Annotated in this window: 16 protein-coding genes; 14 read left to right on the top strand and 2 right to left on the bottom strand. The window is 28.8% G+C overall.

Features of this window, described 5'->3' with window-relative positions; genetic code table 11:
* Positions 1-35 precede the first annotated feature (35 nt).
* Together L8V82_RS01290 and L8V82_RS01295 are read right to left on the bottom strand one after the other, a co-directional pair.
* Complete coding sequence (locus L8V82_RS01290; protein ID WP_263723727.1) at positions 36-1,262, bottom strand: sensor histidine kinase; 1,227 nt, start codon at positions 1,260-1,262, stop codon at positions 36-38.
* 56 nt (positions 1,263-1,318) lie between these two features.
* Positions 1,319-1,978, bottom strand: a complete 660-nt coding sequence (locus L8V82_RS01295; protein ID WP_263723728.1) for a response regulator transcription factor — start codon at positions 1,976-1,978, stop codon at positions 1,319-1,321.
* An 85-nt stretch (positions 1,979-2,063) separates the two neighbouring features.
* Here L8V82_RS01295 and L8V82_RS01300 point away from each other — a divergent pair, with 85 nt between their 5' ends.
* The 14 genes from L8V82_RS01300 to hypD all read left to right on the top strand — a co-directional run bounded on the left by L8V82_RS01300 (position 2,064) and on the right by hypD (position 15,938).
* The gene (locus tag L8V82_RS01300) at positions 2,064-3,047 is read left to right on the top strand and encodes a substrate-binding domain-containing protein (RefSeq protein WP_263723729.1); all 984 of its coding nucleotides are present in this window, start codon (positions 2,064-2,066) and stop codon (positions 3,045-3,047) included.
* Between the two features lie 14 nt (positions 3,048-3,061).
* Positions 3,062-3,976: a phosphate ABC transporter permease subunit PstC gene (gene pstC, locus L8V82_RS01305; RefSeq protein WP_263723730.1), complete on the top strand. Its 915-nt coding sequence runs from the start codon at positions 3,062-3,064 to the stop codon at positions 3,974-3,976.
* Positions 3,973-5,061, top strand: coding sequence for a phosphate ABC transporter permease PstA (gene pstA / locus L8V82_RS01310; protein ID WP_263723731.1), 1,089 nt, complete (start codon positions 3,973-3,975; stop codon positions 5,059-5,061). The genes pstC and pstA overlap by 4 nt, the downstream gene beginning before the upstream one ends.
* A complete protein-coding gene (gene pstB, locus L8V82_RS01315) occupies positions 5,058-5,798 on the top strand; it encodes a phosphate ABC transporter ATP-binding protein PstB (RefSeq protein ID WP_263723732.1) in 741 nt (246 codons plus the stop codon). Before pstA ends, pstB begins: the two co-directional genes overlap by 4 nt.
* Positions 5,799-5,857: 59 nt before the next feature.
* Positions 5,858-6,415, top strand: coding sequence for a DUF2920 family protein (locus tag L8V82_RS07735; protein ID WP_318529663.1), 558 nt, complete (start codon positions 5,858-5,860; stop codon positions 6,413-6,415).
* A complete protein-coding gene (locus L8V82_RS07740; RefSeq protein WP_318529664.1) occupies positions 6,366-7,055 on the top strand; it encodes a DUF2920 family protein in 690 nt (229 codons plus the stop codon). Before L8V82_RS07735 ends, L8V82_RS07740 begins: the two co-directional genes overlap by 50 nt.
* 79 nt (positions 7,056-7,134) lie before the next feature.
* Positions 7,135-8,451: an MATE family efflux transporter gene (locus L8V82_RS01325; RefSeq protein WP_263723733.1), complete on the top strand. Its 1,317-nt coding sequence runs from the start codon at positions 7,135-7,137 to the stop codon at positions 8,449-8,451.
* Complete coding sequence (locus tag L8V82_RS01330) at positions 8,427-9,092, top strand: M48 family metallopeptidase (protein ID WP_263723734.1); 666 nt, start codon at positions 8,427-8,429, stop codon at positions 9,090-9,092. Before L8V82_RS01325 ends, L8V82_RS01330 begins: the two co-directional genes overlap by 25 nt.
* Positions 9,093-9,165: 73 nt before the next feature.
* Positions 9,166-9,987 (top strand): dipeptidase PepE, encoded by an 822-nt coding sequence (pepE, locus tag L8V82_RS01335; protein ID WP_263675297.1) that lies wholly within the window; start codon positions 9,166-9,168, stop codon positions 9,985-9,987.
* Positions 9,988-10,087: 100 nt separating this feature from the next.
* Positions 10,088-11,602: a hypothetical protein gene (locus L8V82_RS01340; RefSeq protein ID WP_263723735.1), complete on the top strand. Its 1,515-nt coding sequence runs from the start codon at positions 10,088-10,090 to the stop codon at positions 11,600-11,602.
* A complete protein-coding gene (gene hypF, locus L8V82_RS01345) occupies positions 11,583-13,781 on the top strand; it encodes a carbamoyltransferase HypF (protein WP_263723736.1) in 2,199 nt (732 codons plus the stop codon). Before L8V82_RS01340 ends, hypF begins: the two co-directional genes overlap by 20 nt.
* Positions 13,782-13,844: 63 nt before the next feature.
* The gene (gene hypB / locus L8V82_RS01350; RefSeq protein ID WP_039628341.1) at positions 13,845-14,579 is read left to right on the top strand and encodes a hydrogenase nickel incorporation protein HypB; all 735 of its coding nucleotides are present in this window, start codon (positions 13,845-13,847) and stop codon (positions 14,577-14,579) included.
* The gene (locus tag L8V82_RS01355; protein WP_039618343.1) at positions 14,579-14,860 is read left to right on the top strand and encodes a HypC/HybG/HupF family hydrogenase formation chaperone; all 282 of its coding nucleotides are present in this window, start codon (positions 14,579-14,581) and stop codon (positions 14,858-14,860) included. The genes hypB and L8V82_RS01355 overlap by 1 nt, the downstream gene beginning before the upstream one ends.
* Positions 14,847-15,938 (top strand): hydrogenase formation protein HypD, encoded by a 1,092-nt coding sequence (hypD, locus tag L8V82_RS01360; RefSeq protein WP_263723738.1) that lies wholly within the window; start codon positions 14,847-14,849, stop codon positions 15,936-15,938. Before L8V82_RS01355 ends, hypD begins: the two co-directional genes overlap by 14 nt.

Here is a 15,938-nt window from a genome sequence, read left to right on the forward strand (position 1 = left end):
ACATTAAAAATACATTAATAAGCGTATTCATAAAATTATAAATTAATACTAAAAGAAAAAACACTACCTTTTTGTGGGTTAGATTGAATTTTTAAAGAACTTTTGTGTAAAGTGAGTATTTTTTTAACTAAAAACAATCCTAATCCAAAAGAGTTATTTTGTGTTGAGTTTGCTTTGTAGAATTTTTTTGTTATAAATTTAAGGTGTTTTTCTTCTATGCCTATACCTTGGTCTATGATAGTAAAATTTTGATTTTTTATGATGATTAGTACCTCTTTTTTACTGTATTTTAGAGCATTATCTATTAGATTAATGATAACTTGTTCTACGAGAAATTTATCCGCTTTGATAAAGCTTGTTTGGCCTTGAATTTTCAACCTATCATCTCTAAAACTTTCTAATAAATTTTTACTTAAAGCATATAGGTCGAATTTTTCTAAATTTAAAGAATCAAAATTAAGATTAAAAACAAAATTGAGTTTGTGTGTTAGTTGGTTGATTTTTACGCTTTGTTTGTGAATTTTTTCAAGTAAAAATAATTTCATATTTTCATCATTGGTTTCTTTTAAAGATTGCAAGCTTAAATCTATAACGCTTATAGGGTTTTTAAGCTCATGTGATATAGCGCTGATTACATTGCTTAGTTGGGTGTTTTTGGTTTGAATTTTCTTTGCTTGTTTTTTGTTTTTTAATTCTTGCTTGATGAGTAATTTTTTAATTTTCAATAAGCGTAAATTTAAATTTTTTAATTCATAAACGAAATTATATTTTAAAATAAAATTAGTATTTGATTTGATACTTTTAACAAACAATAATAATTCTTGAAAATAATTTTTGAAAAAATTAAATACAACAAAATAAAACACAACAAGTACAAGTAAAAAGAAAGAAAAAATAATAATATTTTTAATCCAAAAATTTTGCACCAAAGAGTGTATTTTAGGATATACAATGATGATATATTGATAGTTTTTATAAGCATAAGCTTTAAAATAAATTTCTTTTTGTTTGTAAAAATCATGAGTAAAATTAGACTTAAAATGATTTAGAAAATAAGAATAATCTTTTAATGATGAAAAAATATCATCATTTTGTTTAATGATAAAATCCGCTCTGGTATTTTGAGCAAATTGCTTGATGTTATTGGAATTTAGTGTATCTAATAACTGAAATTGTAAAACATCATTGAGTGTTTTTAATTTTTGCTCATAAGTATTTTTTACCGTAGTATTGATATAGCTTTCATTGAAAAAATAAAACAATATAAAAAAAGCAATACAAAAAAATCCAAGTGTAAAAAGGAAAAATGTTTTTATTTTTAGCACAATTTATAACCCACCGAGCGCACTGAAATGATATTTTCTTTAATTTGTGGAATTTTTTGTTTTAATCTTAAAATAGCTGTATTGATTGTCTTATCGCTTGTTGTGTCATTTTTCCATACTTGCTCACTTAAAAATTGACGACTTAGAAGTTGATTTTTGTGATTAAAAAAACACTTGAGTAATTCCACATCTAGGGTTGATAAATTTTCAAATGTATTTGTTTTATAGGTTAGTTTTCTGTCTTCTATATATAAGGTAAAATCTTGATAAGAAATTTGTTCTTTTGGAGTTTTATTTCTTTTAGTTACAGCTTTAATTCTAAATAAAAGCTCATTAAAATCAAAGGGTTTACATATATAATCATCACAGCCTTGCTCAAAACCTTCTAAAATATCTTTTTGTAAAGTCTTTGCGCTAAGAAAAATCACAGGCTCCATATAACCTTTTTTTCTTAATTGTTTTATCATCTCTACACTATCACCACTTGGTAAATTTCTATCCATGATGATTAAGTCTATTTCGTTTGTATCTAGAAAATATTCTAAGTCAAAAAAATCAAAATAACTATAAATTTTTATATTTTCTTGACTAAGTCTTAAACTAATTAACTCATTTAAATCTTTATCATCTTCTATCAAAATAATATTTAACATATAAAAATTATATCAAAAAATACATGTATCCAAAATGTTTCCAAGTTTTTTTAAATTTTCATTACTTTTTAACTAAGGAGAAAAAATGAAAAAACTTTTAGCTTTAAGTATGGCTTGCTTTATTAGTTTAAATGCAGCAGAATTAAAAATAGCAGGTTCATCTACTGTCTATCCTTTTACTTCTTTTGTTGCTGAAGAATATGCTGTTATAAAAAATACAAAAACACCTATAGTTGAAAGTCTTGGCACAGGCGGTGGTTTTAAAGTGTTTTGCGAGGGTATTACTGATATTTCTAATGCTTCAAGAGCAATTAAGCCAAGTGAATTTGAAACTTGTAAAAAATCAGGTGTGAGTGATATAGTCGGTATTATGATAGGTTATGATGGCATAGTTTTAGCTCAAAATAAAATCAATGCCCCGTTAAATATAAGCTTACATGAGTTATTTTTAGCTTTGGCTAAAGAAATTCCGCAAGATGGAAAATTAATCCCAAATCCTTATACAAATTGGCAACAAATCAATAAAAATTTACCAAATAGAAAAATTACAATCTATGGTCCCCCATCAAGTTCAGGAACAAGAGATAGTATAGAAGAGCTTATAATGGTAGATATTTCTAAAAAAATTCCTGAATACAAAGGTGCATATAAAACTATACGCCAAGATGGAGCATTTATACCAAGTGGTGAAAACGATAATTTAATTGTTTCAAAACTTTCTGTTGATAAAGAAGCTTTTGGGCTTTTTGGATACGGATTTTTAGCTAGCAATGATGATAAAATTAATGCTGCTTACATTGATGGTGTAAAAGCTGATGAGAAGAATATTTCCGAAGGAAAATATAAACTAGCTCGTTCTTTATTTATATATATGAATGCTAAGAAAAATCCAGAAGTATTTGAATTTGCAAAAATTTATATGAGCGATGATTTAGCTAAGAGTGGGGCAGAATTAGAAAAAATAGGATTAGTTCCTTTGGATGAAAAAACTTTAAAACAAACCCAAAAACATATAGAAGAAAAAGGTTTATTAACTGATGAGCTTGTTAAAGCAGGGAAAGTTTTTTGATTTAGGATGAAAAATTGATAAAAGAAAAAATAATAAAATTAACGCTTTTTCTTTGTGCTTTTGTTAGCGTAGTAGTAAGCTTTACTATTATGCTGACGATTTTAATCGAGGCTTTAAAATTTTTTCAAAAAGAAAGTGTATTTACTTTTTTATTCTCAAGTCAGTGGGCAGCAGATGCTGCATTTGTAGGTGCTGATGGAAGTAGCAAGCATGGTGTTTTTGGTGCTTTGAGTTTATTTTGGGGAACTTTTTATATTTCATTAATAGCAATGCTAACAGCCTTACCTTTAGGTGTAATGTGTGCTATTTATCTTGGAGTATTTGCAGGTAAAAAATCTAAAAACTATTTAAAACCTATTTTAGAAATCATAGCAGGAATTCCTACTGTAGTTTTTGGATTTTTCGCAGCCATAGTTGTAGCTCCTTTTATAGTGTGGTTTTTTTCTCTTTTTGGTATCAAAGCTAGTTTTCAAAGTGCCCTAGGTGCAGGTTTTATCATGGGTATCATGATAGTTCCTATAGTAGCTTCACTCTCACAAGATTGCATTGAAGCTGTAAGTTCAAAAAGGATAAATGGAGCTTATGCTTTAGGTATGACTAAAAAAGAAGTCGTATTTGCAGTAATTTTACCAGAAGCAATGCCAGGTATAGTTGCAGCTTGTCTTTTAGGACTTTCAAGAGCTTTAGGTGAAACGATGATTGTTGTTATGGCTGCTTCATTGCGTCCAAATTTAACAATGAATTTTTTAGAAGATATGACAACAGTGACTGTAAAAATAGTAGAAGCATTAAGTGGTGATCAAGCTTTTGATAGTTCTTTAGCTTTAAGTGCATTTTCTTTAGGGCTTGTGCTTTTTATTATCACATTAATCATTAATGTTTTTAGCGTTTATTTGATCAATCGCTTCCATAAAAGGAAAAATTTATGAAAAGACTTTTTAAACAAAGAAAAAAAGCTTCAAAAAATTTCAAAAGCTTCTGTAAAATAGGGCTTTATATAAACCTTATTTTTCTTTGTATTTTTTTATCAAGTGTAGGGTATCTTGGGATAGGAGCTTTTAAGCAAACTTACATTTATGCCCAGGCTGATAGAAATAGCCCTTCGTATGAGCTTTTATCGCGTGCTGAACAAAGGAAAATAAGAACAGGTCAAATCAAAGAAAAATCTTGGCTTTTAGCAAATTCTGAAGTTGATCAATATATGAAAAAAAACTACAATAAACTAAGCGATGAACAAAAAACTTTAGTTGATGAATTAGTTCAAAAGCAAGAAATCAAACTAAGTTTTAATACGAATTTTTTTCTTAATGGAGATTCTAAATCACCTGAAAATTCAGGAATCTTTGCTTCTGTGGTTGGAACTTTGCTTGTAATGTTAGTATGTATGGCTGTGAGTATCCCAATAGGAGTTGGAGCAGCTATTTATTTAGAAGAATTTGCTCCGCAAAATGTATTTACGCATTTTATAGAAGTGTGTATTAACAACCTTGCAAGTATTCCTAGTATTTTATTTGGACTTTTAGGACTTGGAGTGTTTATTAATCTTTTTGGGATGCCTCGTTCTAGTGCTTTAGTTGGGGGACTTACTTTGGCTATTATGAGTTTGCCTATTATTATTGTTTCAACTAAAGCTGCTTTAAAAAGTGTGGATATTAATATGAAAAATGCAGCATATGCTTTAGGCATGACTAAAATTCAAATGATAAAAGGCATTATGCTACCTTTGGCAATGCCTATGATTTTAACAGGTTCTATTTTAACTCTAGCAGGGGCTATTGGCGAAACCGCGCCTTTGATGATTATAGGTATGATAGCTTTTATACCTGATGTGGCAAATAGTGTTTTTGCGCCAACAAGTGTTTTACCTGCTCAAATTTTTTCATGGTCAGCTATGCCAGAGCGTGCATTTTTAGAAAGAACAGCAGCAGGGATTATAGTGCTTTTATCTCTTTTAGTGATTTTAAATTTAGCAGCAATACTTTTAAGAAGATATTTTCAAGGAAAATTAAAATGATAGCAAAAACAACAAATCTAAATTTATTTTATGGTAAAAAACAAGCTTTATTTGATATTAATATGGAAATTCAAAAAAATAAAATAACAGCTTTAATAGGTGCTTCAGGCTGTGGAAAATCCACATTTTTGCGTTGTTTTAATAGGATGAATGACAAAATAGCAAAAATCGATGGTCTTGTTGAGATTGATGGAAAAGATGTTAAAAATCAAGATTTAGTTGTGCTTAGAAAAAAAGTCGGAATGGTATTTCAACAACCTAATGTTTTTGTAAAAAGCATTTATGATAATATTTCTTATGCTCCAAAACTCCATGGGATGATCAAAAACAAAGATGAAGAAGATGTTTTAGTGGAGGATTGTCTTAAAAAAGTGGGTCTTTTTGAAGAGGTAAAAGATAAACTAAAACAAAATGCTCTAGCACTTTCAGGTGGTCAGCAACAACGCCTTTGTATTGCAAGAGCTTTAGCTATAAAGCCAAAATTATTACTTTTAGATGAACCAACTTCTGCACTTGATCCTATATCTTCAAGTGTTATAGAAGAGCTTATTAAAGAATTAAGTCATAATCTTTCCATGATTATGGTAACACATAACATGCAACAAGGTAAGCGCGTGGCTGATTATACTGCGTTTTTTCATTTAGGAGAACTTGTAGAATTTGGAGAGAGTAAGGAATTTTTTGAAAATCCTAAAGAAGAAAAAACAAAATCTTATTTAAATGGAGCTTTTGGATGATTTTTATTTATTTAGAAATTTTGATGATATAATTAATCAAAATTTCTAAAAGGCTTAATATGCTTAAAAATCAAACTTATTTCATAGACTCTTGCGATGATGTAGAATTAAATATAAAAAGAGAAAGTAAATTAGAATATAGAATCACTTATGATGATAACAAGCAAATGAAAGCTATTGTTTGCATTATTTCTGGATTTGGAGATGATGCAAATAGCGATTATAGAAGACATTTAGCTGAAGCTATTTGTAGTAATTTTGATGTAATTGTACTTAGTGTTGAGTATCACTGTATTGGTTCAAGATTAAATAATGGTGCAAAAATAGTATTTGATAATATAGATGAATTTATATTAGAGTATTCATGTAAAGCTTTTGGTATAAAATGGAAAGATTTTGCCTATGATGATTTAAAATATATAGACCATCAAATGATTGAATTAAAATCAACAAATAAAATTCACAATCAAAGTAAAATTCAACTTAGCGCCACTTTAAAACCAACTAAAAATGAGTATCAAAATTTTGGCATCATGCAAGCAATAGATATATCTAATGCTATATTACATGTGGAAAAAAATATGGGGGGGGGGTATACCAGTAATTTTAATTGGTAGTTCTCATGGGGGATATTTAGCAAATTTATGTGCCAAAATAAGCCCTTGGGTTGTAGATGCCATAATAGATAATTCCTCATACACTCTAGCACCTCTTTCATATTTGGGTTTTGCTAAAGAAATCGATTATACTAAGAACTGCGAATTTTATATAAATTATTCTGAAAATATTGATTTATTTTTGTTTACTAAAAGTTTTTGGACGTCTAATCAATATTCTCCTTGTTATTTTTCTAATGCAAGAAAAAATATTAGAGATATTTTAAATTATGAACATTTAAAACTTCAATCAAGTTATAAAAAAATTCCTTATATTAGCTATCATAGTATATATGATACCATAGCACCATTTAAGGATAAAAAAGAGTTATATAGGTTTTTAAGTGAATTAGGATTTAATACTTGCTTATATGAAATTAATTGTGAAAAACAAATAGATGGTAGATTGATTAAAAATTTAAATCACGGATTAGGAATGTCAATAAAAACTTTAGTCAAAAAACACTTACCACAAATTCTACAAGAACCTTTAAAAGATAAAACTTGTAAAAAAGAAATCTCATATAAGTGTGATGATTTAATATATACTTTTAAAGAGGAAAATGAACAGATTGTTTTAAGTATAGTAAATTCGAATTAATATTATTTATTTTATAAAAAGTAATTTTTAAGTAAAATTACTTTTTACTTTCAAAAGATTATTATCAAAAAGAGTATTTATGGCTAGCAAACAACTTTCACTTAAACATCTTAGTATGCCTATATTACTTGAAATGTTTTTAAGATATTTTTCTTTGATTATCAACACCGTGATGGTTTCGCAGTATTCTAACTTTTTAGTTGGAGCCATGGGTGCGGGTAATCAAGTAGCAGATTTATTTATCATTATTTTTAGTTTTTTAAGTGTGGGTTGTAGTGTAGTGATCGCTCAAGCTTTAGGAGCTAAGGATTACACTCTAGCAAGAAAGGCAATTCATCAAAGTTTATTTTTAAATGCCTTGCTTGGTTTTGTGTGTGGAAGTTTGATTTTATGGCATGGAGAGTTTTTGCTCTATCTTTTGCAAATCCCAAATGAGCTTTTAAAAGATAGTGCGATTTACTTGCATATGCTTGGAATTTGTTTGTTTTTTGATGCTATGGGTATAGTTTTGGCTGCTATTATTAGGGTGTATAATATGGCTTATTGGGTTATGTTTACTACCTTATTGATGAATATTGTGATATTTATAGGAAATTTTTATGTATTGCATTTTACTAAGTTAGAGCTTTTTGGGGTAGGGCTTAGTAATATACTTGGGCGTTTGGTAGCCTTTAGCATGCTTGTAGCAATACTTAGTTTTAAGCTCAAAATTCATCTTAAAATCAAAGAGATGATAAGCCTTGAAAAAGCTGTGCTTAAAAAGATTTTTAATATCGGTGGTTTTGCAGCAGGAGAGCATTTGATATGGTTTATACAATACACCATAGCTTTTGCTTTTGTAGCAAGTTTAGGTAAAGAAAACTTAAGTGTTCAAACGATTTATTTTCAAATTTCTTTGCTTATCATGCTAGTAGGGCAAGCTATAAGCGTGGCAAATGAAATTATCATAGGTAAATTAGTTGGCGCAAAATACTTAAATGTAGCCTATAAACATACTTGGATAGCTTTATATTTTAGCGTGATAGCAAGTGCTTTTGTAGCTTTGCTTAATTATGTTTTGCAAGATTTTACCATGGGTGTGGTAAAGCTTGAAGAAAGTTTAAAAGAACTTATGATACCACTTTTTACTCTTTCAATTTTCTTAGAAATCTCAAGAACTTTTAATATAGTCATGGTGAATTCGCTAAGAGCAAGTGGTGATGCGAGATTTCCGTTTTTAAGTGGAGTGGTGTTTATGCTTGGGGTTTCTTTACCGGTTGGTTATGTGCTTTGTTTTTATGCTGGACTTGGAATTTTGGGAGTTTGGATAGGTTTTTGTGTAGATGAGTTTTTACGCGGTATAGTAAATTCATATAGATGGAAAAGTAAAAAATGGCAAGGCAAAGCACTAGTATAAAAGGAATTTTAGAATTTAAAGAATTTCGTTTTGCTTTTGAAAAGAAAAAACTTAAATATCTAAGACTTAGGATAGATAGGGATTTAAATTTCAAACTTAGCATACCGCTATATTATGAGCAAAGAGATGTTTTAAGATTTTTAGAAAAAAATGAAAGTTGGATTAGAGCTAAAGAAAAAGAACTTTCTTTAAAAAGAATAGTTTTAGCAAGTGATGAGTTGTGTTTTTTAGGTAGAAAATATAAGCTAGTTTTTAATGAAAATCATAAAAAAGTTCTCATAAAAAAAGATAAAATCTTTGCAAAAAATCAAAAAGCCTTAGATCTTTTTTTAAGGCATAGTGCTAGGGTAATTTTTGAGTATTTTATAAAAAAATGGCAATTTGTTTGCAAGAGAAAGGTACAAAGAATTTGTATTAAAAAAATGATCTCAAGATGGGGTTCTTGCAATCATCAAAAAGCATACATAAACTTAAATTTAAAACTCATGCAAAAACCTATAAAAGCTATAGAATATGTGATTTTACATGAACTTACACATTTAATCTACCCACATCATCAAAAAGAATTTTATGATTTTTTATATAAATTTATGCCTGATTATAAAGCAAGGGAAATTTTTCTAAAAAGTCTTATTTTTTAACAAAAATTTATTTTATTTTAAAAAATTATTTATTAAAATAAACTGTTTTTAAATATCTTTTAAAGGAAAAACAATGAAAAGAAGAAATTTGTTAAAAGTAGGTGCTCTTGGTTTAGCTGCTATGCTTTTTAGTGGGGTAGCTTTAAATGCTAATGATGTGGTTAATTTCCCAAAAGATAAGCAAAAAGCTTTATTGCTTTCAAGTTCGGGCTATAAAGACACTGGGTATTTAAACCATGCTTTACCTTGGCTTAAAGAATTTGTTGAAAAAAATAACTTAAAAGGTAAAAAAGTAGCATTCATACCTTATGCGGGTGTTAGAAAAACTTATGAGCAATATGAAGCACAAGTTGCTAAAGCTTTAGAAAGCTTAGGACTTCAAATAATTAGTGTACATAGAGGCAATGCTGTTGATATTGTTAAAAGTGCTGATGCGATTTTTGTAGGGGGTGGAAATACTTTTGAACTTGTAAATCAACTTTATAATAATAACCTAGTAGAACTCATTGCAAAAAGAGTAAGTGAGGGTGTGCCTTATGTTGGCTGGTCAGCAGGCTCAAACGTAGCAGGTGCAACTATGATGACAACCAATGATATGCCTATAGTTGAACCAAAATCATTCAATACTTTCAATATCTTCCCTCATCAAATCAACCCACATTTTATCTCAGGTAAACCAGTAGGACATAACGGTGAAAGCCGTGAAGAAAGACTTGAAGAGTTTTTGATTGTTAATCCTAAAGTAGTGGTTTATGCTTTACCTGAAGGTGTTGCATTGTCACTTGATGGTAAAAAAGCAAAAGTTTTAGGTATGGATAAAAATGCTCCACTTTTAAAACTTGAAAACAAAAAAGAAATTCAAAAAATCGCTATCGGTTCTGAATTTAACTACTAAAATGACAAGCTATCTATATTTTAGATAGCTTGTTTAAGCTTTCCTTAGAATTAAAATTGTTATATTTATGCTTTAAAAATTTAATTTTAAGGTTTTAAACTTGCTTTTAGAAATTACTTTTGATTATAAATCTAAAAATGATATTTTTGAGTATTTGTTAGCTTATTATGCTAAAGATTATGTGTATAATTATGAGCAAAAAGATGAAAAAATCATCATTAAAGTTAAAGGCGAAAAAGATGAAATTCAAGCCTTTTGTTCTAATTTAGAAAATATCAGCCACAGTGTTTTTTTAAACAAATTCGACTTAAAAGTTATAGAAGAAGATTTTACACCTATAAAAAAAGAAAAAAACTTCACTAAAAGAAGTTTTTTAACAAGACTTAATGCAAATGCTTATACTAATGGCGAGCTTTTAGAAAATGAATGGGGTGTTTTTGTAGAAGAAGAGTTTAAGATAGAAGAAGATTTTATAAAAATCACTAAAGAAAATTTCTGCGATAATTTAAAAAAAGCCTTAGAAAAATTAAAAAACAAAGAAAAAATATATTTTAAAAACTCAAAAGGAATATATGCTTTTGAAATTTTTAATGAAACATTAGATGATTTTTTAATGCCAAGCGATCCAAAGCATATCAATGTGTTTTTTTCCTGCAATAATGAGCAATTTAAAATCTTAGCAGGAGTTGAAAAGCCTCTAATGAAGCTTAAATTTAATGCTATTTTTAGACAAAATCATCAGTTAAATCATGAGTATTTTAAAATAAAAATATATGATAATCTTTTCTTGTTTGCCTTGTGTTTTGAGCTTGAAAAAGAAGGAATTAAATTTTTAAATTTTAAAAAGCTAGAACATTTTGAGGATGATTTTGAAGTAGCTTTAATCGAAAATGAACTAGTAGTTTGTAGGGGTTATGATTATATTTTGCCCGAGTTTAAAAATTTGATTTTTCAAAAAGAAGATAAAAATTTTGCAAGAATTTCTTGTATATTGTCTGATTTTAAAGACAAAAAGCCTTTGCTTTTAGAACTTAGTAAAAGAAATGATGATATTATTTTACTTGATAAAGAAATCAATCTTTTAAAACTAAATTTACCAAAAAGCTTTGATGAGTTTTATGAAACTATAAGTCAAGATGATGTTGCTAAGAGATTATTAGCTAATTATGAAAAAGAATTTACCCTAGTGCGAAAAGAACTAAACATGGCTAATAATTTTTTTAATCTTTTTGGCATGGTAGGGATGATTTTAGAGCTTGGTGAAGACGAGAAAAAAGCAGCATTAGCGCTTTTAGCTTTAGCAGATGAGAGTAAAATGGCAAAAGGTGTTAGGATAGACTTTAAGCTTAATGAGCAAAAGGAATTTGATTATACTAAGACCTTAAGAAGCGTGATGAGTTTTAAGCTTGCTGGAGTAGAAAATCAAATCATAGCCTTAGGTGTTGTTGAGAGTTTGGCGTATTTTTTAAGAGATTTATTTGATGATTTAAAGGCTAAAGAGCAAGTTGATTGTGCCGTGCTTAGTGGGAGCTTGTTTGAACATAAGAGCCTTAGTAAAAATGTATTTAAACACATACCATTTTTTAAGTTAAGTGATGTCCCGCTTTGGATATGAAATTCATATTAAAGGGCTAGTGCAAGGCGTTGGCTTTCGTCCTTTTGTTTTTAATATAGCTAAAGAGCTTAATTTAAAAGGTGAAGTTTATAATAATAGCTTAGGCGTTGTTATAATTCTTGAGTGTAACAATGATGAATTAGAAATTTTTAAAGAAAAACTTTTTGCTAATTTACCACCTTTAGCTAGGATAGATGATTTTAATTTTTCTTATAAAAAACTTCAAAAAACTTATAATGAATTTAGTATAAGTACTTCACAAGATAGTGAAAAATTTAGTCCGATTTTGAGTGATTTTGCTCTTTGTGAGGATTGCTATAATGAATTTTATGATGAGAAAAATCCACGTTTTAAATACCCTTTCATCACTTGCACAAATTGCGGGCCAAGATTTTCTATTATAAAAAAACTTCCATATGATAGAGTTAATACGACTATGGATGAGTTTAAAATGTGTTCTTTTTGTCAAAGCGAGTATGAAGAACCTACTAATCGTCGCTTTCATGCTCAACCACTCTCATGCCCAAAATGCAAAATTACTATCTTTTTAAAAGATAAAAATCAAAATATTTTAGCTAAAGATAAAAAAGCTTTTATCTTGCTTGCAAAGCTTTTAGAACAAGGTAAAATCATAGCTTTTAAAGGTATGGGTGGGTTTCATTTAATTTGTGATAGCACAAATGAAAATGCTATAAATGAACTTAGAATACGTAAAAATCGCTCTAAAAAGCCTTTTGCTATTATGGTAAAAGATCTTAAAATGGCTCAAGAATTAGCTTTTATCAATGAAGCTGAAGTAAAACTTTTAACTTCAAATTTAAAACCCATAGTTATTTTAAATAGCAAAAATATCCATAAAAGCTTAGCGCCAGATACTAATAAAATAGGTATTATGTTAGCTTATATGGGAACACATTTAATGCTTTTTGAGCATTTTAAAAAACCTATCATTGCAACAAGTGCTAATCTAAGCTCACAAAGCATTATTTATGAAGAAACAAAACTTTTAGAGCAACTTAGTGATGTGTTTGATTTTTATCTTGATTATGATAGAGCAATACATAATTCAAGCGATGATAGCATTGCTCAAGTTATCGGTAAAGAAGTAATGTTTTTAAGGACTTCAAGAGGTCTTAACCCACTTTATATTAACACAGCAGATATTTTTAATGTAAAAGAAAATATTCTAGCTCTAGGAAGTGAGCTAAAAAATGAATTTGCATGTTTTTTTAAAAATCAAATTTTCATTTCTCCTTATATAGGCGATATGAAAAGTTTAGACATACAAGAGAGATTTTTTAAAATTTTAACTTTCTTTCAAAACTCTTATAAACTAAATTTTGATCAGATTTTAAGCGATAAACACCCACAATTTAACTATGTAAAAGAATTTAAAGATTATAAAAATTTTCGCGTACAACATCACTATGCGCATTTGTGCGCTTGTTTATTCGAGCATAAAATTTACAAAAATGATGTTTTAGCCTTTGTTTTTGATGGAACAGGCTATGGAGATGATGGAAAAATTTGGGGCGGAGAGATTTTTAGAGCGAGTTTAAAAAGCTATGAAAGGCTAAATCATTTTAAAAATTTCAAACTAATCAATGCAGATATTAAAAATATCGCAAATTTAGCTTTAGCTTTGATTTTTGATTTTAATTTAGAAAACAAAGCTAGTGAGTTTTTAGCTAAATTTTCTCAAGTAAAATTAGACAATCTTAAAAAAATTCACACTCAAAGCTCTTTATATACAAGTTCTCTTGGTAGGATCATTGATGCTTTTGGCGCTTTTGCTTTTGATATACAAAAGCTTGATTATGAAGCGCAAATTGGACTTTTGATGGAAAAATATTATGATAAAAATCTTGATTATAGTTACAAATTTGACATCCAAGAAAAAGAAATTTGCTTTAAAAATGCTTTTTTACAAGCTTTAAAAGATAAAGATAAGGTTAAAATTAGCACAGGTTTACTTAATGGCATTGCAAATTTAATTATAGAATATTCAAAAGATTTTAAAGAAGAAGTACTTTTGTGTGGCGGGGTATTTCAAAATAAAACCTTACTTGAAATTTTAGATCGAAAAAAATTCACTTATAAGACTTCTTTGCAATTTCCTTGCAATGATAGCTCTATTGCGCTTGGACAACTTGTACATTATTTATCTTTAAAAACTTAATAAAACTCATATTTTTTTAATACTTTTTTATATACAATAAAATAAAAATATAAAGGAAAGATTATGTGTAAAGATTGTGGCTGTTCTATTAATGGACATGAACATCATCATGATCACCATCATGAAAATCCAGCTTTAAAAGATGAAAAAACTATTAATGTTATTAGTAAAATTTTATCAAAAAATGATCATCAAGCAGCTCATAATAGAGAGCATTTCAATGAGTATAATACTCTTTGTATTAATCTAATGAGTTCTCCAGGAAGCGGTAAAACAACACTTTTAGAAGAAACTATAAAAACTTTAAAAGATGATTTAAAAATAGCCGTGGTTGAAGGGGATTTAGAAACTAATAATGATGCAAATCGCATTATCAAAGCAGGAGGCTTAGCTCATCAAATCACCACAGGACAAACTTGTCATTTAGATGCTTTTATGGTGCATGAAGCTTTACATCATTTTAAACTTAGCGAACTTGATATAGTTTTTGTTGAAAATGTGGGAAATTTAGTATGTCCTGCAAGTTATGATTTGGGCGAGCATTTAAATGTGGTTTTACTTTCAGTAACAGAAGGTAGTGATAAGGTAGAAAAATATCCAGTGATGTTTAGAAAGGCTGATTTATTAGTCATTACTAAAGCCGATTTAGCTCAGCATTTTGACTTTGATTTCAAAGCGGCTTCTATGGCTGCTAAAAGGCTAAATCCTAAAATAGATATTATGATTTTAGATAGCAAAACAAAAACAGGATTTGATCTTTGGATAAATTATCTAAAAATGAAAAAGGAGCTTAACTAATGTGTCTTTCTATACCTTCTAAAATTTTAGAAATTGATGAGCTAAATTCAGCTATAGTAGAAACTTTAGGGGTTAAAAGAAGAGTGAGTTTAGACTTGATAAGCGAACCTTTAAAAGTAGGCGATTATGTGCTTATACATGTAGGTTTTGCTATGGAAAAAATTGACACTCAAGCTGCACAAGAGAGTTTAAAAATTTATACAGATATAGCAGAGAAAATGCAAAATGGACAAATTGATGAAAATGAAGGCGATATGGGGCTAAAAAATGGATTTAATTAATGATTTTAGAGATAAAGAAAGAATTTTAGCCCTAAAAGAACTTATTGCTTCTAAAATTACTAAGCCTATTAATATCATGGAAATTTGTGGTGGACATACGCATAGTATTATGAAATTTGGTTTACCTGATTTATTGCCAAAAGAAATTAATTTTGTTCACGGCCCAGGCTGCCCTGTATGTGTTATGCCTAGAGAGCGTATTGATGTGGCTTTAAAGCTTGCAAGTATGCCAAATACTATCTTTTGTGTATTAGGCGATATGCTTAAAGTGCCAGGAAGTTATGAAAGCTTAATTGATCTTAGAGCTAAAGGAGCTGATGTTAGAGCGCTTTATACACCTTTGGATGTGATAGATATAGCTTTAAAAAACCCTGAGAAAAATATAATCTTTTTTACCATAGGTTTTGAGACAACTACACCTATGAGTGGGGTGATTATAGAAAAAAGTATAGCCTTAAATTTAAAAAATTTATTTTTTCATATTAATCATGTATTAGTTCCACCCGCAGTAGAAGCTATCATGCAAGATGAAAATGTAAAAATTGATGCCTTTTTAGGACCTTCTCACGTAAGCGTTATCACAGGATCAAATATTTATGAACCTATTGCTAAAAAATACAAAACTCCTATAGCAGTGAGTGGTTTTGAGCCAGTTGATATAATGCTTAGTGTGTTAAATATAGTAGAGCAAATGAATGCAAATACTTTTGAAGTTTACAATGAATATCACAGAGTAGTTAGCAAAGAGGGAAATTTAAAAGCCAAAGCTTTAGTAGAAAAATACTTTAAACCTTGTGATTTTGAATTTAGAGGTCTTGGAGTGATTGTAAATGGCGGGCTTTGTTTAAAAGATGAATTTGCGCACTTAGATGCTAGCAAAGTGTTTGACTGTAAAGTGCAAAGTAAAGATGAGAGTAAAGCTTGTATTTGTGGTCAAATTTTAAGAGGCTTAGCTAAGCCTTATGATTGTAAGGTGTTTGCAAAAGCTTGCACTCCAAAAAATCCTATAGGTAGCTGTATGGTCTCTAGCGAAGGAGCTTGTGCGGCTTATTATAAATACTATCAAGATAAGGCATAA

Origin of the sequence: Campylobacter sp. IFREMER_LSEM_CL2151 (assembly GCF_025771725.1) — a bacterium.
GTDB classification, from domain to species: Bacteria; Campylobacterota; Campylobacteria; order Campylobacterales; family Campylobacteraceae; genus Campylobacter_D; species Campylobacter_D lari_C.

Coding starts and splice junctions, on each gene's coding strand:
- L8V82_RS01325 (WP_263723733.1), top strand. CDS start 7,135: ATGGCTAGCAAACAACTTTCACTTAAACATCTTAGTATGCCTATATTA.
- hypD (WP_263723738.1), top strand. CDS start 14,847: ATGGATTTAATTAATGATTTTAGAGATAAAGAAAGAATTTTAGCCCTA.
- L8V82_RS07735 (WP_318529663.1), top strand. CDS start 5,858: ATGCTTAAAAATCAAACTTATTTCATAGACTCTTGCGATGATGTAGAA.
- hypB (WP_039628341.1), top strand. CDS start 13,845: ATGTGTAAAGATTGTGGCTGTTCTATTAATGGACATGAACATCATCAT.
- pepE (WP_263675297.1), top strand. CDS start 9,166: ATGAAAAGAAGAAATTTGTTAAAAGTAGGTGCTCTTGGTTTAGCTGCT.
- L8V82_RS07740 (WP_318529664.1), top strand. CDS start 6,366: ATGTGGAAAAAAATATGGGGGGGGGGTATACCAGTAATTTTAATTGGT.
- pstA (WP_263723731.1), top strand. CDS start 3,973: ATGAAAAGACTTTTTAAACAAAGAAAAAAAGCTTCAAAAAATTTCAAA.
- L8V82_RS01330 (WP_263723734.1), top strand. CDS start 8,427: ATGGCAAGGCAAAGCACTAGTATAAAAGGAATTTTAGAATTTAAAGAA.
- L8V82_RS01300 (WP_263723729.1), top strand. CDS start 2,064: ATGAAAAAACTTTTAGCTTTAAGTATGGCTTGCTTTATTAGTTTAAAT.
- pstB (WP_263723732.1), top strand. CDS start 5,058: ATGATAGCAAAAACAACAAATCTAAATTTATTTTATGGTAAAAAACAA.
- hypF (WP_263723736.1), top strand. CDS start 11,583: ATGTCCCGCTTTGGATATGAAATTCATATTAAAGGGCTAGTGCAAGGC.
- L8V82_RS01295 (WP_263723728.1), bottom strand. CDS start 1,978: ATGTTAAATATTATTTTGATAGAAGATGATAAAGATTTAAATGAGTTA.
- L8V82_RS01355 (WP_039618343.1), top strand. CDS start 14,579: ATGTGTCTTTCTATACCTTCTAAAATTTTAGAAATTGATGAGCTAAAT.